Genomic DNA, 19,214 nt, shown 5'->3' on the forward strand with positions numbered 1-19,214 from the left:
CGGGCGCGTGAGCACAGCCACTCTTGGCTCGATACCATGGCCTTTCCGGGCCTGACCGGGGGACCCGGAACCTCCCCCAGACTCCGTCCGGGGGGACCCCCAGAGGAGCGCTCTTGCCCGACGAGGCCCAGTCACTCTCCGCCGCGCAGCCCGACCCGAAGGCCGAGAAGGCCGCGCCGGGGACCGGCACGCCCCAGAACAAGCCAGCGGAGACCAGGCCTTCGCCTGCTGCGCCCGCCCCCGCGCCCGCCGCCCCCGAGCGGCCCGCGCCCGCCCGCTCCGGCGGCTCCTCCAACCGCGTCCGCGCCCGGCTCGCCCGCCTCGGCGTCCAGCGCTCCTCCCCGTACAACCCGGTCCTCGAACCGCTGCTGCGGATCGTCCGCTCCAACGACCCCAAGATCGAGACGGCGACGCTCCGCCAGATCGAGCGGGCCTACCAGGTCGCCGAGCGCTGGCACCGCGGCCAGAAGCGCAAGAGCGGCGACCCGTACATCACGCACCCGCTCGCCGTCACCACCATCCTCGCCGAGCTCGGCATGGACCCGGCGACCCTGATGGCCGGGCTGCTCCACGACACCGTCGAGGACACCGAGTACGGTCTGGAGGACCTGCGCCGCGACTTCGGCGACCAGGTCACGCTCCTCGTCGACGGCGTCACCAAGCTCGACAAGGTCAGGTTCGGCGAGGCCGCGCAGGCCGAGACCGTGCGCAAGATGGTCGTCGCCATGGCCAAGGACCCGCGCGTCCTGGTCATCAAGCTCGCCGACCGCCTGCACAACATGCGCACCATGCGCTACCTCAAGCGGGAGAAGCAGGAGAAGAAGGCCCGCGAGACCCTCGAGATCTACGCGCCCCTGGCCCACCGCCTGGGCATGAACACCATCAAGTGGGAGCTGGAGGACCTCGCCTTCGCGATCCTCTACCCCAAGATGTACGACGAGATCGTCCGGCTCGTCGCCGAGCGCGCCCCCAAGCGCGACGAGTACCTGGCGATAGTGACCGACGAGGTCCAGGCCGACCTGCGGGCCGCCCGGATCAAGGCCACCGTCACCGGCCGCCCCAAGCACTACTACAGCGTCTACCAGAAGATGATCGTCCGCGGCCGTGACTTCGCGGAGATCTACGACCTGGTCGGCATCCGCGTCCTCGTGGACACCGTCCGCGACTGCTACGCGGCCCTCGGCACCGTCCACGCGCGATGGAACCCGGTCCCCGGCCGGTTCAAGGACTACATCGCGATGCCGAAGTTCAACATGTACCAGTCGCTGCACACGACGGTCATCGGACCCAACGGCAAGCCCGTCGAGCTGCAGATCCGCACCTTCGACATGCACCGCCGCGCCGAGTACGGCATCGCCGCGCACTGGAAGTACAAGCAGGAGGCCGTCGCCGGCGCCTCCAAGGTGCGCACCGACGTGCCGAAGAAGACCGGCAAGGACGACCACCTCAACGACATGGCCTGGCTGCGCCAGCTCCTCGACTGGCAGAAGGAGACCGAGGACCCGGGCGAGTTCCTGGAGTCGCTGCGCTTCGACCTGTCCCGCAACGAGGTCTTCGTCTTCACGCCGAAGGGCGACGTCATCGCGCTGCCCGCCGGCGCCACCCCCGTCGACTTCTCGTACGCCGTCCACACCGAGGTCGGCCACCGCACGATAGGGGCGCGGGTCAACGGGCGGCTCGTACCGCTCGAATCGACCCTCGACAACGGCGACCTGGTCGAGGTCTTCACCTCCAAGGCCGCCGGCGCCGGGCCCTCCCGCGACTGGCTGGGCTTCGTCAAGTCCCCGCGCGCCCGGAACAAGATCCGCGCCTGGTTCTCCAAGGAGCGCCGCGACGAGGCCATCGAGCAGGGCAAGGACGCCATCGCGCGGGCCATGCGCAAGCAGAACCTGCCGATCCAGCGGATCCTGACCGGCGACTCCCTCGTCACCCTCGCCCACGAGATGCGCTACAGCGACATCTCCTCGCTGTACGCGGCGATCGGCGAGGGCCATGTCACGGCCCAGTCCATCGTGCAGAAGCTGGTCCAGGCCCTCGGCGGCGAGGAGGCCGCCACCGAGGACATCGAGGAGGCCGCGCCGCCGACCCGAGGCCGCTCCAAGCGCCGCTCCAGCGCCGACCCCGGCGTCATCGTCAAGGGCGTCGAGGACGTCTGGGTGAAGCTGGCCCGCTGCTGCACGCCCGTGCCCGGCGACCCGATCATCGGCTTCGTCACCCGGGGCAGCGGCGTCTCGGTCCACCGCAGCGACTGCGTCAACGTGGAGTCGCTCTCCCGGGAGCCGGAGCGGATCCTGGAGGTCGAGTGGGCCCCGACCCAGTCCTCGGTCTTCCTCGTCGCCATCCAGGTCGAGGCCCTGGACCGCTCCCGGCTCCTCTCCGACGTCACCCGGGTCCTCTCGGACCAGCACGTCAACATCCTCTCGGCGGCCGTCCAGACCTCCCGCGACCGGGTGGCCACCTCCCGCTTCACCTTCGAGATGGGCGACCCGAAGCACCTGGGCCACGTCCTGAAGGCCGTACGGGGCGTGGAGGGCGTCTACGACGTCTACCGCGTCACCTCGGCCCGCAGGCCGTAACCGCGGCCACGAGGAAGGCCCCCCGGCGCGATGCCGGGGGGCCTTCCTCGTACAGCCGGGTCCAGGGCGTCAGCCGCCGAACTCCTCCAGGCCCTTCAGGGCCTGGTCGAGCAGGGCCTGGCGGCCCTCCAGCTCACGCGCCAGCTTGTCGGCCTTGGCGTCGTTGCCGGCGGCACGGGCCGCGTCGATCTGCTTGCGCAGCTTCTCCACGGCGTCCTGGAGCTGACCGGTCAGGCCCGCGGCACGCGCGCGTGCCTCCGGGTTCGTCCGGCGCCACTCGGCCTCCTCGGCCTCCTGGATCGCCCGCTCCACCGTGTGCATCCGGCCCTCGACCTTGGGACGGGCGTCACGCGGGACGTGGCCGATGGCCTCCCAGCGCTCGTTGAGGGAACGGAAGGCCGCACGCGCCGCCTTCAGGTCCGTCACCGGCACCAGCTTCTCGGCCTCGGTCGCGAGCTCCTCCTTCAGCTTGAGGTTCTCGCCCTGCTCCGCGTCCCGCTCGGCGAAGACCTCGCCGCGCGCCGCGAAGAACACGTCCTGGGCGCCGCGGAAGCGGTTCCACAGGTCGTCCTCGTGCTCGCGCTGGGCACGGCCGGCCGCCTTCCACTCCGCCATCAGCTCGCGGTAGCGGGCCGCCGTGTTGCCCCAGTCCGTGGAGTTCGACAGCGACTCCGCCTCGGCGACCAGACGCTCCTTCGCCTTGCGGGCGTCCTCGCGCTGGGCGTCGAGCGAAGCGAAGTGGGCCTTGCGGCGCTTCGAGAACGCCGAGCGGGCGTGCGAGAAGCGGTGCCACAGCTCGTCGTCGGACTTGCGGTCGAGCCGGGGGAGGCCCTTCCAGGTGTCCACGAGGGCCCGCAGCCGCTCGCCCGCGGAGCGCCACTGCTCGCTCTGGGCCAGCTCCTCGGCCTCGGTGACGAGCTTCTCCTTGGCGGTGCGCGCCTCGTCGGTCTGCTTGGCCTTCTGGGCCTTGCGCTCCTCACGGCGCGAGTCCACCGTCTCGACGAGCTTGTCCAGACGGGTCGCGAGCGCGGCCAGGTCGCCGACGGCGTGGTGCTCGTCGACCTGCTGGCGGATGTGCTCGATCGCCGCGGTGGCGTCCTTCGCCGAGAGGTCGGTGGTCCTCACCCGCTTCTCGAGGAGGCCGATCTCGACAACCAAGCCCTCGTACTTGCGCTCGAAGTAGGCCAGGGCCTCCTCAGGGGTGCCGGCCTGCCACGATCCGACGACCTTCTCACCATCGGCCGTCCGCACGTACACGGTGCCCGTCTCGTCGACACGGCCCCACGGGTCGCTGCTCACAGCGCCTCCTCACCATGATGCCGTCGCGGGGTCGTACCCCCCGGGCATCGTCCACAGTTTCCCGGCGGGCCTCGCCCGCCTTCCGCAGCGCGACCGACGGCCCACGCTGCACAACGCCAATCTAGGCGAACGGCGGCCCGGCTGTCCGCACTCAGCGCGACCGAGATTCGACGGTCACGCGCGCGTGCGGAAGGAAAGGTCACGCGCGCGTGCGGACGAGCGGGCTCACTTCTTCGTGACGGTCGCCTTCTCGACGGTGACGGGCTTCTTCGGGGCGCCGTCGCCGGCGCCGCCCTCGACGCCCGCCTTCGCCACGTCCTGGACCGCCTTGAGTCCGGCCGCGTCGATCTTCCCGAAGGGGGTGTACGTCGGCGGCAGCTTGGTGTCCTTGTAGACGAGGAAGAACTGCGAGCCGCCCGAGCCCGGCTGCCCGGTGTTGGCCATGGCGACGGTGCCGGCCGGGAAGGTCACCGTGCCGTCCGCGCCCGCCTTGCCGAGGGCGCCCAGGTTCTCGTCGGGGATCGTGTAGCCGGGGCCGCCGGTGCCGTCGCCCTTGGGGTCGCCGCACTGGAGCACGTAGATGCCCTGGGTCGTGAGGCGGTGGCACTTGGTCCCGTCGAAGTACTTCTTGTCGGCGAGGTGCTTGAAGGAGTTCACCGTGTGCGGGGTCTTCGCCGCGTCCATGGTGATCGTGATCGCGCCCTCGTTCGTCTTCAGAGCCATGGCGTACGTGGCCGTCTTGTCGACGGTCAGCTTCGGCTCGGGGCTCTTCGACTCGCTCTCCGTGGGCGTCGGGGTGCCGGTCGGGTTCTCGCCCGCCGCGCTGTCCGAGGCCTTCGAGGAGTCGTCCGTCAGCGCCACGGAGGCGTAGACGGCACCGCCCGCGGCCAGCACCACCGCGAGGGAGGCCGCGATGACGGTGTTGCGGCGCTTCGCCTTGCGCCGGTGCTCCTCCCGCCGCTGCTGCTGCCGCGCGTACTTCTCCCTGGCGAGCTGCCGCCGTCGCTGATCGCTGCTGACCACCGGGTCCGCTCCTGTCGCTCGTCTGTTCCTGTCCTGGCCGGATGTGCCCGTACCGTATACGGGTTGGCTGTGGAACCGGCACCGCCGGTAGGCTCTGATCTGCCGCATTCCGTGATTTCCGCGCCACCGGGCCGGACGACCTTAAGGACGAACGTGCTGATTGCCGGGTTCCCCGCCGGGGCCTGGGGGACCAACTGCTACCTGGTCGCCCCCGCCGCAGGCGAGGAGTGCGTGATCATCGACCCGGGCCACCAGGCCGCCCAGGGTGTCGAGGAGACGCTGAAGAAGCATCGGCTCAAGCCCGTCGCCGTCGTCCTCACCCATGGACACATCGACCACGTCGCCTCCGTCGTTCCGGTGTGCGGCGCCCATGACGTCCCCGCGTGGATCCACCCGTCCGACCGCTACATGATGAGCGACCCGGAGAAGGCCCTCGGCCGCTCCATCGGGATGCCCCTCATGGGCGAGCTGACCGTGGGAGAGCCCGACGACGTGCGCGAGCTCACCGACGGCGCCCAGCTGAAGCTCGCCGGTCTCGACTTCTCCGTCGCCCACGCGCCCGGTCATACCAAGGGGTCGGTGACCTTCCGGATGCCCGAGACCACGGAGATCCCCTCCGTGTTCTTCTCCGGGGATCTGCTGTTCGCCGGCTCCATCGGACGCACCGACCTTCCCGGCGGTGACATGGACGAGATGCTCGCGTCGCTGGCCCGCGTGTGCCTGCCGCTCGACAACTCGACCGTGGTCCTGTCGGGACACGGTCCCCAGACGACCATCGGCCAGGAGCGCGCCACGAACCCCTATCTGCGGGACGTGGCCGCCGGCCTCGGGAGCACGGACGCTCCCCGACGAGGAATGTGACGAGATTTCCGTGAGCACCTTCAAGGCCCCCAAGGGCACGTACGACCTGATCCCGCCCTTCTCCGCCAAGTACCTGGCGGTCCGCGAGGCGATCTCCGCGCCGCTGCGGAAGTCCGGCTACGGCTACGTCGAGACCCCCGGCTTCGAGGACGTGAACCTCTTCGCCCGCGGCGTCGGCGAGTCCACCGACATCGTCAGCAAGGAGATGTACGCCTTCGAGACCAAGGGCGGCGACAAGCTCGCCCTGCGCCCCGAGGGCACCGCCTCCGTGCTCCGCGCGGCCCTGGAGGCCAGCCTCCACAAGCAGGGCAACCTGCCGGTCAAGCTCTGGTACTCCGGCTCGTACTACCGCTACGAGCGCCCGCAGAAGGGCCGCTACAGGCACTTCTCCCAGGTCGGCGCCGAAGCGATCGGCGCCGAGGACCCGGCGCTGGACGCCGAGCTGATCATCCTGGCCGACGAGGCGTACCGCTCGCTGGGCCTGCGGAACTTCCGCATCCTGCTGAACTCGCTCGGCGACAAGGAGTGCCGCCCCGTCTACCGCGAGGCCCTGCAGACCTTCCTGCGCGGTCTCGACCTCGACGAGGAGACGCTGCGCCGCGCCGAGATCAACCCGCTGCGCGTCCTCGACGACAAGCGGTCCGACGTCCAGAAGCAGCTGGTCGACGCGCCGCTCCTGCGCGACTACCTGTGCGACGCGTGCAAGGCGTACCACGAGGAGGTGCGCGCCCTGATCACCGCGGCGGGCGTCGTCTTCGAGGACGACCCGAAGCTGGTCCGCGGCCTGGACTACTACACGCGGACCACGTTCGAGTTCGTCCACGACGGTCTCGGCTCGCAGTCCGCGGTCGGCGGCGGCGGCCGCTACGACGGCCTCTCCGAGATGATCGGCGGCCCCGCGCTGCCGTCGGTGGGCTGGGCGCTCGGCGTGGACCGCACGGTCCTCGCCCTGGAGGCGGAGGGCGTCGAGCTCGACATCCCGGCCACCACCAGCGTCTTCGCCGTCGCCATCGGCGAGGAGGCCCGCCGGGTGCTGTTCGGCAAGGTCACCGAGCTGCGCCGGGCCGGCATCGCCGCCGACTTCTCCTTCGGCGGCAAGGGCCTCAAGGGCTCGATGAAGGACGCCAACCGCTCCGGCGCCCGCCTCACCGTCGTCGCCGGTGAGCGCGACCTCGCCGAGGGCGTCGTCCAGCTCAAGGACATGGAGTCCGGCGAGCAGCAGGCGGTCGCCGTGGACGGTCTCGTCGAGGCGGTCCGGGCCAAGCTGGCCTGATCCGACGTACGGAAGGGCCCGGACCGCACCCTGGTCCGGGCCCTTCCTTATCTCCGGCGAACGGCCGGACGACAGGTCGGTGTTGCAGAATGACCGTGCCCACAAGGCCGGTCGAGCGAGGGAACAGGTGACATGGCGAAGGCAGCGGTGGACGAGATCGGGTCCGGCCGGGACGGCGGCGGCACGATCGGGGCGAGCCGGGCCTTCTCCTGGCTCCTCGTGATCACCGGAGCGGCCGGACTGCTCGCCGCCTGGGTCATCACCATCGACAAGTTCAAGCTGCTCGAGGACCCCAACTTCACCCCGGGGTGCAGCCTCAACCCGATCGTCTCCTGCGGGAACATCATGAAGAGCGAGCAGGCCTCGGTCTTCGGCTTCCCGAACCCGATGCTCGGCCTCGTCACGTACGCCATGGTGATCGCGATCGGCGTGGGCCTGCTCGCCGGTGCCCGTTACCGCCGCTGGTACTGGCTCGGCCTCAACGCCGGAACGCTGTTCGGCGTGGGCTTCTGCACCTGGCTGATGTACCAGTCGCTGTACGAGATCAACTCGCTCTGCCTGTGGTGCTGCCTCGCCTGGGTCGCCACCATCGTCATGTTCTGGTACGTGACCTCGCACAACGTGCGCCTCGGCGTGATCCCCGCCCCCGGCGGCCTCAAGACCTTCTTCGACGAGTTCACCTGGATCCTGCCCGTCCTGCACATCGGGATCATCGGCATGCTGATCCTGACCCGCTGGTGGGACTTCTGGACCAGCTGAGCCGGGGCGGCTCTGTCAGTGCCCTGACTTAGGCTTCATCACTGTGGAGCCCGACCTCTTTACCGCAGCAGCCGAAGACCGCCAGGAGAAGGACCCGGCCAGCAGCCCGCTGGCCGTCCGGATGCGCCCCCGCACCCTCGACGAGGTGGTGGGCCAGCAGCACCTGCTCAAGCCCGGATCCCCGCTGCGCCGACTCGTCGGCGACGGGGACGGCGGCCCCGCCGGCGCCTCCTCGGTGATCCTCTGGGGCCCGCCCGGCATCGGGAAGACCACCCTGGCGTACGTCGTCTCGAAGGCCACGAACAAGCGCTTCGTCGAGCTCTCCGCGATCACCGCCGGCGTCAAGGAGGTCCGGGCCGTCATCGACGGCGCCCGGCGCGCGGTCGGCGGCTACGGCAAGGAGACCGTCCTCTTCCTCGACGAGATCCACCGCTTCTCCAAGGCCCAGCAGGACTCGCTCCTGCCGGCCGTCGAGAACCGCTGGGTGACGCTGATCGCCGCCACCACCGAGAACCCCTACTTCTCCGTGATCTCCCCGCTCCTCTCCCGCTCCCTGCTGCTCACCCTGGAGCCGCTGACCGACGAGGACCTCAAGGGCCTGATGGCCCGGGCGCTCACCGGTGAGCGGGGGCTCGGCGGGGCCGTGACCCTGCCGGAGGACGCCGAGGCGCACCTGCTGCGCGTCGCCGGCGGCGACGCCCGGCGGGCCCTGACCGCCCTCGAGGCGGCGGCGGGCGCGGCGATCGCCAAGGGCGAAGCGGAGATCACCCTCCAGACCGTGGAGGAGACCGTCGACCGCGCGGCCGTGAAGTACGACCGGGACGGCGACCAGCACTACGACGTGGCGAGCGCGCTCATCAAGTCGATCCGCGGCTCGGACGTGGACGCGGCCCTGCACTACCTGGCGCGGATGATCGAGGCGGGGGAGGACCCGCGCTTCATCGCCCGCCGGCTGATGATCTCCGCGAGCGAGGACATCGGGCTCGCCGACCCGAACGCCCTGCCGATCGCCGTCGCCGCCGCCCAGGCCGTCGCCATGATCGGCTTCCCCGAGGCGGCCCTCACCCTGAGCCACGCCACCATCGCCCTGGCACTGGCCCCGAAGTCGAACTCCGCGACGACCGCGATCGGCGCCGCCCTCGCCGACGTGCGGAACGGGCTCGCGGGCTCGGTCCCGCCGCATCTGCGCGACGGCCACTACAAGGGCGCGGCCAAGCTCGGCCACGCCCAGGGCTATGTGTACCCGCACGACGTGCCGGGCGGCATCGCGGCCCAGCAGTACGCCCCGGACACGATCCACGGCCGCCAGTACTACGAGCCCACCCGCTACGGCGCGGAGGCGCGGTACGCGGACGTGGTGGAGCGGGTGCGCGAGCGGCTGAAGGGCGAGGGGGGCTGACACTCCGCACCTCCCGGACCCGGTACACTGGTCCGGATTGCTGCGTCCCGTGCCCGACTCCGGTCGGCACCACCAGAACGGGACAGTCAGCGGGAGACCCGGCCCTCGGGCGGGGTTTCCAGGAGCGTCGCGCACCTTCGAAGGTGTCGCGGGCCACCCATCACCACCCGGATTCCCGGGAGCGGCGGTGGGCCGTTCGCGTGCTGCACGTATGTGCCCAGACCTGGGAGCGGCTGCCCGCCACGTCCGTCTCGTACGGACCGGACGGGTTTCCCGGGCTGCGGATGCGACCTCCCCTAACCCTGGTGAAGCCGTATTCGTACAGATAGAGAGGTTGGTTCATGCCGAACCAGTCCCGTCCCAAGGTCAAGAAGTCGCGTGCCCTCGGCATCGCGCTGACCCCGAAGGCCGTCAAGTACTTCGAGGCCCGCCCCTACCCGCCGGGCGAGCACGGCCGTGGCCGCAAGCAGAACTCGGACTACAAGGTCCGTCTGCTCGAGAAGCAGCGTCTGCGCGCCCAGTACGACATCAGCGAGCGCCAGATGGCGCGCGCCTACGACCGCGCCAAGAAGGCCGAGGGCAAGACGGGCGAGGCGCTGGTCGTCGAGCTCGAGCGTCGCCTCGACGCCCTGGTCCTGCGTTCGGGCATCGCCCGCACCATCTACCAGGCCCGCCAGATGGTCGTGCACGGTCACATCCAGGTCAACGGTGGCAAGGTCGACAAGCCGTCGTTCCGCGTCCGTCCGGACGACGTCGTCATGGTCCGCGAGCGCAGCCGCACCAAGCCGCTGTTCGAGATGGCCCGTGAGGGTGGCTTCGCCGCCGACGGCGAGACCCCGCGCTACCTGCAGGTCAACCTGAAGGCCCTGGCCTTCCGCCTCGACCGCGACCCGAACCGCAAGGAAATCCCGGTCATCTGCGACGAGCAGCTGGTCGTCGAGTACTACGCCCGCTGATCTCAGTCCGGGAGCAGTACCACCCTCGCGGTGTTCAGCCCGCCGCTTCCCCGCCCTTTCCGGTGGGGGAGCCGGCGGGCTTCCGCGTTCCCGGGACCGCCGCCGACCTGCCCGTACGGAACGGACGCGGGGCCGTCGAACCCCTCGGGCCGCCGACCGCCGGATCCCGGCGCCCGGCGAGCGCGCGCTCCACGACCGCGTCGAGCGACAGACGCCGGCCCTCCTGGACCGCGACGCCGAAGGCCTCCGCGCCCAGGGCCTCCGCCGCCCGCTGCTCGCACAGGGCCCTCGGCCCGTCGAAGGCCTCCGAGCCGAACAGCCGGATGCCCACCGTGTCCCACACCGGCACCGCGGCCCCCTGGAGGACCGCGGCCTCCGCCGGATCCCCCTCGCTGACCGTCACGAGCGCGAGCAGCTCGATCGCCAGGACGAGACCGACCAGGTCACGGAAGGTGTGGTTGATCGAGACGCACTCGGTGAGCAGCTCCCGCGCCTCCCCGAACGCGTCCCGGGTCCACGCCGAGAACGCCAGGACGTAGAGGGCGTAGGCCCGGGTCCACAGCTCCCCCCGCTCCTCGCAGACCTCCCGCACCTCCCGACAGATCGCGACCGCGCCCTCCAGGTCGCCCCGGAAGGCCAGCGCCATCGCCACCTCGACCTGCCCCATCAGCACGTTGCTGTTCAGCTCGCCGAGCTCCCGGTAGGAGTCGAGGGCCCGCCCGATCAGCGACTCGGCCCGCGGCAGATCGTCCGAGAGCAGCGCGAGACAGCCCATCCGGTGCGTCGCGTACGCCTCCGCCAGCGCGTTCCGCGAGGAACGGGCCCGCTCCCCGCACTCGTGGAGGGCCGCCACCGCCGCCGTGCCGTCCCCCTGCAGGACCGCCACGTAGCCGAGCACCCACAGCGCCTTGAGCCGCGCCTCCTCGTGCCCCGACTCCAGCGCGACCGCCCGCTCCAGCCAGTGCCGGCCCTCCGACAGGCGTCCGCAGCCCACCCAGGCGAACCAGAGCGTGCCCGCCAGGTGCTGGGCGAGGTGCGCGTCGTCCGGGAGTTCGAGGCACAGGTCGAGCGCCGCCCGCAGATTGGGCAGCGCCGCGTCCGTACGGGCCGCCACCTCCGGCTGGCGCGGGCTGAACCACTCCAGCTCGCACCAGGTGGCCAGACCCATGTACCAGTCGCGGTGCCGACGCCGCATCCGCTCCGTGTCGCCGAGTGCCGCCAGCCACTCCGCCCCGTACGCGGCGACCGTGTCCAGGAGCCGGTAGGCGGGGCCCGCGGGCGTGTCCTCCCGCGACACGAGCGACTGCGCGAGCAGGCCCCCGAGGTGGTCGAGGATCCGCTCCGGCGGCAGCTCCCGGCTTCCGCACACGTACTCCACCGCCTCCAGGTCGAAGGGGCCGGCGAAGACCGAGAGCCGCGCCCAGAGCAGCCGCTCCTCCGGGGTGCACAGCTCATGGCTCCAGCCGATCGCGGTGCGCAGCGTCTGATGGCGGGGGAGCACCCCGCGCTCGCCGTCCGCCAGGAGCCGGAAGCGGTCGTCGAGGCGGAGCAGCATCTGCTCGACCGTGAGGAGGGGGAGGCGGCCCGCGGCCAGTTCGAGGGCGAGCGGGATCCCGTCGAGCCGCCGGCACAGCTCCCGCACGGCCTCGGGACCGGTCGGCGGGACGGCCGGGAAGTCCGGTCCACCGGGGCCCGCGGGGAGGTTCCCGGTCACCGGCGCCCCCGCCTCCGCGGCCCGCTCGGCGAGCAGCGCCATCGCGTCCGCCTCGTCCATGGGGGCCAGCGGGAACACCGACTCGCCCGCCACCCGCAGCGGCCGCCGGCCGGCCGCGAGCACCGTGAGGCCCGGCGCGTGCGCCAGGAGCTCCCGCAGCAGCGGCGCGCAGGCCTCCACCAGGTGCTCGAAGCCGTCCACCACCAGCAGCATCCGCCGCTCCGCGAGATGCTCGACGAGGACCTCGCGCGGGGCCTTCGGCGTGTGGTCGGTCAGCCCGAGCGCCTCCACCAGGGCGTACGCCACCAGGTCCGGGTCGCGCAGCGGCGCGAGCTCGGCCAGCCGGACCCCTTCGCCGTAGCGTTTCTGCGCCCCCGCGGCAGCCCGCAGCGCGAGCCGTGTCTTGCCGACACCGCCCACGCCCACGACCGTGACCAGGCGGGACGTCTGGAGGAGCGCCGTCAGCGCGGCCTCCTCGGCGGCCCGTCCGACGAACCGGTTCAGCTCCGCCGGGAGATTGCTCCGTCGCATGGGACACGGAGCGTACCCACCCGCGCGCGCTCCGTACAATCGAGATCGCGTAACCACCGTTCCACGGGCGGTAATGCGGTACGGCGGGACAGCCCGGGCGCGATAGGGTCGGGGGACGACTTTTCACAAGGCCCAACGACAGCAGAGAGCGGTGCACAGTGACCGGTGGAGAGGTTGCCGGGATCCTGGTGGCCGTGTTCTGGGCGATCCTCGTCTCCTTCCTCGCCGTGGCACTGGTGAGGCTGGCGCAGACGCTCAGGGCGACCACCAAGCTGGTGGCGGACGTGACCGAGCAGGCCGTTCCCCTGCTGGCCGAGGCGTCCGCGACCGTGCGCTCGGCGCAGACCCAGCTCGACCGGGTCGACGCCATCGCCTCGGACGTCCAGGAGGTCACCTCCAACGCCTCCGCGCTGTCCACGACCGTCGCCTCCACCTTCGGCGGCCCGCTCGTCAAGGTGGCCGCCTTCGGCTACGGCGTCCGCAGGGCGCTCGGCCGGGGCCGTGAGGCGGAGGGGGCACCGATGGCCTCCGACCGCCGTACTGTGATCGTCGGCCGTACCGTGCCGTCCTCGCGACGCCGGAAGCAGAAGGGCTGAGCCGCGATGTTCCGCCGCACGTTCTGGTTCACGGCCGGCGCAGCCGCCGGCGTGTGGGCCACCACCAAGGTCAACCAGAAGCTGAAGCAGCTGACCCCCGAGAGCCTCGCGGCCCAGGCGGCGAACAAGGCCGTCGAGACCGGGCACCGGCTCAAGGACTTCGCCCTCGACGTGAGGGCGGGCATGCTCCAGCGCGAGGCCGAGCTGGGCGACGCGCTCGGCCTGGCCGCACCGGTGGAGCACGGCCGGGAGCTTCCGGAGCCGCGCCGCAGGGCCGCGCTCGGCCCGGTCGCGCACCCGACCACCGCTTCGTTTTCCAAGATCCCCACGAGTTCGTACAACCGGAATGAGGACCACTGATGGAGTCGGCTGAAATCCGCCGCCGCTGGCTGAGCTTCTTCGAGGAGCGCGGGCACACCGTCGTCCCTTCGGCGTCGCTCATCGCGGACGACCCGACTCTGCTGCTCGTCCCGGCCGGCATGGTGCCGTTCAAGCCCTACTTCCTGGGCGAGGTCAAGCCGCCCTTCACGCGCGCCTCCAGCGTGCAGAAGTGCGTGCGCACGCCGGACATCGAGGAGGTCGGCAAGACCACCCGGCACGGCACGTTCTTCCAGATGTGCGGCAACTTCTCCTTCGGCGACTACTTCAAGGAAGGCGCCATCAAGCTCGCCTGGGAGCTGCTGACCACCCCGGTGGAGCACGGCGGCTACGGGCTCGAGCCGGAGAAGCTCTGGATCACCGTCTACCTGGAGGACGACGAGGCCGAGCGCATCTGGCGTGACGTCGTCGGCGTCCCGGCCGAGCGCATCCAGCGCCTCGGCAAGAAGGACAACTACTGGTCCATGGGCGTCCCCGGCCCCTGCGGCCCCTGCTCCGAGATCAACTACGACCGCGGCCCCGAGTTCGGCGTCGAGGGCGGCCCGGCCGTCAACGACGAGCGGTACGTGGAGATCTGGAACCTGGTCTTCATGCAGTACGAGCGCGGCGAGGGCTCCGGCAAGGACGACTTCCCGATCCTCGGCGAGCTGCCGTCGAAGAACATCGACACGGGCCTCGGCCTGGAGCGCCTGGCGATGATCCTCCAGGGCGTCCAGAACATGTACGAGACGGACACCCTCAAGGTCGTCATCGACAAGGCCACCGAGCTCACCGGCGTCCAGTACGGCAAGACCCACGACAGCGACGTCTCGCTCCGCGTGGTCGCCGACCACATGCGCACCTCCGTGATGCTCATCGGCGACGGCGTCACCCCCGGCAACGAGGGCCGCGGCTACGTGCTCCGCCGCATCATGCGCCGCGCCGTCCGCAACATGCGCCTGCTCGGCGCCACCGGCCCGGTCGTCCAGGACCTCGTCGACACCGTGATCGACACGATGGGCGAGCAGTACCCGGAGCTGGTCACCGACCGCAAGCGCATCGAGACCGTCGCCCTCGCCGAAGAGGCCGCCTTCCTGAAGGCCCTCAAGGGCGGCACGAACATCCTCGACACCGCCGTCACCGAGACCAAGGCCGCCGGCGGCACGGTCCTCGCCGGCGAGAAGGCCTTCCTGCTCCACGACACCTGGGGCTTCCCGATCGACCTCACCCTGGAGATGGCCGCCGAGCAGGGCCTCTCCGTGGACGAGGACGGCTTCCGCCGCCTGATGAAGGAGCAGCGGGACCGGGCCAAGGCCGACGCCAAGGCCAAGAAGACCGGCCACGCCGACATGACCGCGTACCGGGAGATCGCCGACTCCAACGGCGCCACCCAGTTCACGGGCTACACCAACACCGAGGGCGAGACCACGGTCGTCGGCCTCCTCGTGAACGGCGTCCCCTCGCCGGCCGCCTCCGAGGGCGACGAGGTCGAGGTCGTCCTCGACCGCACCCCGTTCTACGCCGAGGGCGGCGGTCAGATCGCCGACCAGGGCCGCATCAAGCTGCACAGCGGTGCCGTCATCGAGGTCCGCGACGTCCAGCAGCCGGTCCCGGGCGTCTCGGTCCACAAGGGCTCCGTGCAGGTCGGCGAGGTGACCGTGGGCTCCACCGCCTACGCCACCATCGACGTCAAGCGCCGCCGGGCCATCGCCCGCGCCCACTCCGCCACGCACCTGACGCACCAGGCCCTGCGTGACGCCCTCGGCCCGACGGCCGCCCAGGCCGGTTCCGAGAACCAGCCCGGCCGCTTCCGCTTCGACTTCGGCTCGCCGAACGCCGTCCCCGGCGCCGTCCTCACCGACGTCGAGCAGAAGATCAACGAGGTCCTCTCGCGCGAGCTGGAGGTCCACGCCGAGGTCATGCCGATCAACGAGGCCAAGCGCCAGGGCGCCATCGCCGAGTTCGGCGAGAAGTACGGCGAGCAGGTCCGCGTCGTCACCATCGGCGACTTCTCCAAGGAGCTGTGCGGCGGCACGCACGTCGGCAACACCGCCCAGCTGGGCCTGGTGAAGCTGCTCGGCGAGTCGTCCATCGGTTCCGGCGTGCGCCGCATCGAGGCCCTCGTCGGCGTCGACGCGTACAACTTCCTCGCCCGTGAGCACACGGTCGTCGCCCAGCTCCAGGAGCTCGTCAAGGGCCGTCCGGAGGAGCTGCCGGAGAAGATCTCCACCATGCTCGGCAAGCTGAAGGACGCCGAGAAGGAGATCGAGAAGTTCCGCGCGGAGAAGGTCCTCCAGGCCGCCGCCGGTCTCGTCGACTCCGCCCGCGACATCCGCGGCGTCGCCCTCGTCACCGGGCAGGTCCCGGACGGCACCGGCGCCGACGACCTGCGCAAGCTGGTCCTCGACGTCCGCGGCCGCATCCCGTCCGACCGCCCGGCGGTCGTGGCCCTGTTCACCACGGTCGGCGGCAAGCCGCTGACGGTCATCGCCACCAACGAGGCCGCCCGCGAGCGCGGTCTCAAGGCCGGCGAGCTCGTCCGCACGGCCGCCAAGACCCTCGGCGGCGGTGGCGGCGGCAAGCCGGACGTCGCCCAGGGAGGCGGCCAGAACCCGGAGGCCGTCGGCGAGGCCATCGCCGCCGTCGAGCGTCTCGTGGTGGAGACGGCGTGACGATGCGCCGCGGCCGCCGTCTCGCGGTCGACGTCGGGGACGCCCGGATCGGGGTCGCCTCGTGCGACCCCGACGGGGTCCTCGCGACGCCGGTGGAGACCGTGCCGGGACGTGACGTCCCGGCCGCCCACCGGCGGCTCCGCCAGATCGTCGAGGAGTACGAGCCGATCGAGGTCGTCGTGGGCCTGCCCCGCTCGCTCAGCGGGCGGGAGGGCCCGGCCGCGACCAAGGTCCGCGCCTTCGCCGGCGAGATGGCGAAGGGCATCGCCCCGATCCCGGTCCGTCTCGTCGACGAGCGGATGACCACCGTCACCGCGACCCAGGGTCTGCGGGCCTCGGGCGTGAAGGCGAAGAAGGGGCGGTCCGTCATCGACCAGGCCGCCGCCGTGATCATCCTTCAGAACGCTCTTGAGTCCGAACGGGTATCAGGTAATCCGCCCGGTGAGGGCGTCGAAGTGGTCATCTGATCGCGATACGGTAACGTTCCGCGCGATGCGGCGGTGTTCGAACAGCTGCCGCACTACGTAGAGGCGGATCGTCCGGAAGCCTCGCGGCTGTTTGGGGATCGATGACTGAGTATGGCCGGGGCCCTGGCTCCGAACCGTGGCACCCGGGGGACCCGCTCTACGGGGACCAGGGGTGGGAGGGCCAGCAGCAGTACCCGCAGCCGCAGCAGGCGAGCCAGTACGGCCACGGTGGCCAGGGCTACGCGGACCCGTACGGCCAGGGGCACGGGGGTGACCCGTACCAGCAGCAGGGACAGCCGCAGCAGGGACAGCAGCAGTACCAGCAGCAGCCTCAGCAGCAGTACGTCGATCCTCAGTACCAGCAGCAAGAGCAGTACCAGCAGCAACAGCAGCAGCAGTACCAGCAGCAGTACGGGACGGGGTACCCGGGCGGCGGTTACGACACGCCCGGGAACCTCGGGCAGCAGTACGACGGCAGCTGGGAGAGCGGCCAGGCGGCGATGGCCTACGGCGCGCCCCCGGCCGATCCGTACGGCGGCCAGAACCCCGACCTCTACGGCACGCCCGAGGCCTACCCGCCGCCCCAGCCGCCCGGCCGTCGGCAGAACCCGCCGGAGCCGGTCGTCGACTGGGCGCCGGAGGAGGAGACGCACCCCGAGCCGGAGCCGGAGGAGGAGAAGCACCCCTTCTTCACCGGTGAGGACGACGAGGACGACGACTACGACGAGGAGCCGGGCCGCGGGCGCGGCCGCGGCTCCCGCGACGACGACCGCGAGCGCCGGAGCAAAGCGAAGAAACGCAAAGGCAAGAACGGCGTGGCCTGCCTGGTCGTCGCCGCCGTCCTGGTCGGCGGCGTGGGCGGCATCGGCTACTTCGGCTACAAGTTCTGGCAGGGCCAGTTCGGCGCGGCGCCCGACTACGCGGGCGGCGGCAGTGGGGTCGTCCAGGTCGAGATCCCGAAGGACGCCGGCGGCTACGAGATCGGCAACATCCTCAAGAAGGCCGGCGTCGTCAAGAGCGTCGACGCCTTCGTCTCCGCCCAGCAGAAGAACCCCCGGGGCCTCTCGATCCAGGCGGGCGCGTACACGCTGAAGAAGGAGATGTCGGCGGACAGCGCGGTCACGCTGATGCTGAACCCGGCGAGCCAGGCCAACCTCATCATCCCCGAGGGCAAGCGGAACGCGTGGGTGTACGAGAAGCTCGACGAGCGTCTGGACCTCGCGCCCGGGACGACGCAGGGCATCGCAAAGGCGAAGGCGGACACCCTCGGTCTCCCGGACTGGGCGAAGAACCACAAGAACGTGAAGGACCCGCTGGAGGGCTTCCTCTTCCCGGCGAGCTACCCGGTGGCCAAGGGCAACAAGCCCGAGGACGTCCTGCGCAAGATGGTGGGCCGCGCGAACCAGGAATACGGGAAGTTCGACCTCGAGGCCAAGGCGAAGACGCTCGGTGTCGACAGCCCCTGGGAGCTCGTCACGATCGCGAGCCTCGTCCAGGCGGAGGGCACGTCCCACGACGACTTCCGCAAGATGGCCGAGGTCGTCTACAACCGACTCAAGCCGTCGAACCCGCAGACCTACGGCGGCCTCGAGTTCGACTCGACGTACAACTACATCAAGAACCAGAGCAAGATCGACCTCACCCTCGAAGAGCTGCGGAAGTACGACAACCCGTACAACACGTACTTCGTCAAGGGCCTGCCTCCCGGTCCCATCGGCAACCCCGGTGCCGAGGCGATGCAGGGTGTGGTCAACCCGACGAACGACGGCTGGTACTACTTCGTCTCGATCGACGGCAAGACCTCCCAGTTCACGAAGACCAACGCCGAGCACCAGAAGCTCGTCGAAAAGTTCAACGAGTCGAGGAAGAACTGATGGCGACAGCACGCCGGGCGGCCGTTCTGGGATCGCCCATCGCCCACTCGCTGTCCCCGGTCCTGCACCGGGCCGCGTACGCCGAACTCGGGCTCGACGACTGGGCGTACGACCGCTTCGAGGTCGACGAGGCCGGGCTGCCCGGCTTCGTCGGCGAGCTGGACGGCAGCTGGGCCGGGCTCTCGCTGACCATGCCGCTCAAGCGGGCGATCATCCCGCTGCTCGACGAGATCAGCGACACGGCCGCCTCCGTGGAGGCCGTCAACACCGTCGTCTTCCGCGAGGGCGGGCGCCGGGTCGGCGACAACACCGACATCCCCGGCATGATCGCCGCCCTGCGCGAGCGGGGCGTCGAGAAGGTGGAGTCGGCGGCCGTCCTCGGCGCCGGCGCCACCGCCTCCTCCGCGCTCGCCGCCCTCGCCCGGATCTGCGCGGGCCCCGTCACCGCGTACGTACGGAGCGATGCGCGCGCCGAGGAGATGCGCGGCTGGGGCGAGCGGCTCGGCGTGGACGTCCGTACGGCCGACTGGGAGCGCGCGGCGGAGGCCTTCGAGGCGCCGCTGGTCATCGCGACCACCCCGGCCGGCACCACCAACGCCCTCGCGACCACCGTCCCCGACCGCGTCGGCACGCTCTTCGACGTCCTGTACGACCCCTGGCCGACGGCGCTCGCCGCCGCCTGGTCCGACCACGGCGGCAAGGTCGTCGGCGGCCTCGACCTCCTCGTCCACCAGGCCGTCCTCCAGGTCGAGCAGATGACGGGCGTCCCCAAGGCCCCGCTCGCGGCCATGCGGGCGGCGGGGGAGCAGGCGCTGGCGGCTCGGTAGGTCCGAATCTGATCAAGTCGCGTCCGATAG

General features: G+C 71.0%; 15 protein-coding genes. 12 read left to right on the forward strand and 3 right to left on the reverse strand.

Features of this window, described 5'->3' with window-relative positions; genetic code table 11:
* The first annotated feature begins 113 nt into the window (after positions 1-113).
* A complete protein-coding gene (locus GGE06_RS32620) occupies positions 114-2,576 on the forward strand; it encodes a RelA/SpoT family protein (RefSeq protein WP_116161995.1) in 2,463 nt (820 codons plus the stop codon).
* A gap of 69 nt (positions 2,577-2,645) precedes the next feature.
* On the opposite strand, the gene GGE06_RS32625 is transcribed toward GGE06_RS32620, so the two are convergent.
* Together GGE06_RS32625 and GGE06_RS32630 are read right to left on the reverse strand one after the other, a co-directional pair.
* Positions 2,646-3,875, reverse strand: coding sequence for a DUF349 domain-containing protein (locus GGE06_RS32625; RefSeq protein WP_116161996.1), 1,230 nt, complete (start codon positions 3,873-3,875; stop codon positions 2,646-2,648).
* Between the two features lie 225 nt (positions 3,876-4,100).
* Positions 4,101-4,898 (reverse strand): peptidylprolyl isomerase, encoded by a 798-nt coding sequence (locus GGE06_RS32630; protein ID WP_116161997.1) that lies wholly within the window; start codon positions 4,896-4,898, stop codon positions 4,101-4,103.
* Positions 4,899-5,051: 153 nt separating this feature from the next.
* On the opposite strand from GGE06_RS32630, the gene GGE06_RS32635 reads away from it, so the two are divergent.
* The 5 genes from GGE06_RS32635 (at position 5,052) to rpsD (ending at position 10,146) form a co-directional block, all read left to right on the forward strand.
* Entirely contained in the window at positions 5,052-5,759 is a 708-nt protein-coding gene (locus GGE06_RS32635; RefSeq protein ID WP_116161998.1) for an MBL fold metallo-hydrolase, read from the forward strand.
* A 10-nt stretch (positions 5,760-5,769) separates the two neighbouring features.
* On the forward strand, positions 5,770-7,032 hold the full coding sequence (gene hisS, locus GGE06_RS32640; RefSeq protein WP_116161999.1) for a histidine--tRNA ligase: 1,263 nt from the start codon (positions 5,770-5,772) through the stop codon (positions 7,030-7,032).
* A gap of 132 nt (positions 7,033-7,164) precedes the next feature.
* Positions 7,165-7,791 (forward strand): vitamin K epoxide reductase family protein, encoded by a 627-nt coding sequence (locus GGE06_RS32645; protein WP_116162000.1) that lies wholly within the window; start codon positions 7,165-7,167, stop codon positions 7,789-7,791.
* Between the two features lie 43 nt (positions 7,792-7,834).
* A complete protein-coding gene (locus GGE06_RS32650; RefSeq protein ID WP_116162001.1) occupies positions 7,835-9,190 on the forward strand; it encodes a replication-associated recombination protein A in 1,356 nt (451 codons plus the stop codon).
* A 341-nt stretch (positions 9,191-9,531) separates the two neighbouring features.
* Positions 9,532-10,146: a 30S ribosomal protein S4 gene (gene rpsD / locus GGE06_RS32655; RefSeq protein WP_015032311.1), complete on the forward strand. Its 615-nt coding sequence runs from the start codon at positions 9,532-9,534 to the stop codon at positions 10,144-10,146.
* Between the two features lie 34 nt (positions 10,147-10,180).
* On the opposite strand, the gene GGE06_RS32660 is transcribed toward rpsD, so the two are convergent.
* Positions 10,181-12,391 carry an ATP-binding protein gene (locus GGE06_RS32660; RefSeq protein ID WP_116162002.1) on the reverse strand — a complete coding sequence of 737 codons (2,211 nt, stop codon included), beginning with the start codon at positions 12,389-12,391 and terminating at the stop codon, positions 10,181-10,183.
* Between the two features lie 158 nt (positions 12,392-12,549).
* Here GGE06_RS32660 and GGE06_RS32665 point away from each other — a divergent pair, with 158 nt between their 5' ends.
* The 6 genes from GGE06_RS32665 (at position 12,550) to GGE06_RS32690 (ending at position 19,184) form a co-directional block, all read left to right on the forward strand.
* On the forward strand, positions 12,550-12,987 hold the full coding sequence (locus tag GGE06_RS32665; RefSeq protein ID WP_116162003.1) for a DUF948 domain-containing protein: 438 nt from the start codon (positions 12,550-12,552) through the stop codon (positions 12,985-12,987).
* Between the two features lie 6 nt (positions 12,988-12,993).
* The gene (locus GGE06_RS32670; RefSeq protein ID WP_116162004.1) at positions 12,994-13,347 is read left to right on the forward strand and encodes a DUF6167 family protein; all 354 of its coding nucleotides are present in this window, start codon (positions 12,994-12,996) and stop codon (positions 13,345-13,347) included.
* Positions 13,347-16,016, forward strand: a complete 2,670-nt coding sequence (gene alaS / locus GGE06_RS32675; protein WP_116162005.1) for an alanine--tRNA ligase — start codon at positions 13,347-13,349, stop codon at positions 16,014-16,016. The genes GGE06_RS32670 and alaS overlap by 1 nt, the downstream gene beginning before the upstream one ends.
* Before the next feature lie 2 nt (positions 16,017-16,018).
* Positions 16,019-16,483, forward strand: coding sequence for a Holliday junction resolvase RuvX (gene ruvX / locus GGE06_RS32680; RefSeq protein ID WP_116162006.1), 465 nt, complete (start codon positions 16,019-16,021; stop codon positions 16,481-16,483).
* Between the two features lie 101 nt (positions 16,484-16,584).
* Positions 16,585-18,357 (forward strand): endolytic transglycosylase MltG, encoded by a 1,773-nt coding sequence (mltG, locus tag GGE06_RS32685; RefSeq protein WP_184932493.1) that lies wholly within the window; start codon positions 16,585-16,587, stop codon positions 18,355-18,357.
* Entirely contained in the window at positions 18,357-19,184 is an 828-nt protein-coding gene (locus GGE06_RS32690) for a shikimate dehydrogenase (RefSeq protein WP_184932494.1), read from the forward strand. The genes mltG and GGE06_RS32690 overlap by 1 nt, the downstream gene beginning before the upstream one ends.
* The last annotated feature ends 30 nt before the right edge of the window (positions 19,185-19,214 follow it).

Source organism: Streptomyces nymphaeiformis (assembly GCF_014203895.1).
Taxonomy (GTDB): domain Bacteria; phylum Actinomycetota; class Actinomycetes; order Streptomycetales; family Streptomycetaceae; genus Streptomyces; species Streptomyces nymphaeiformis.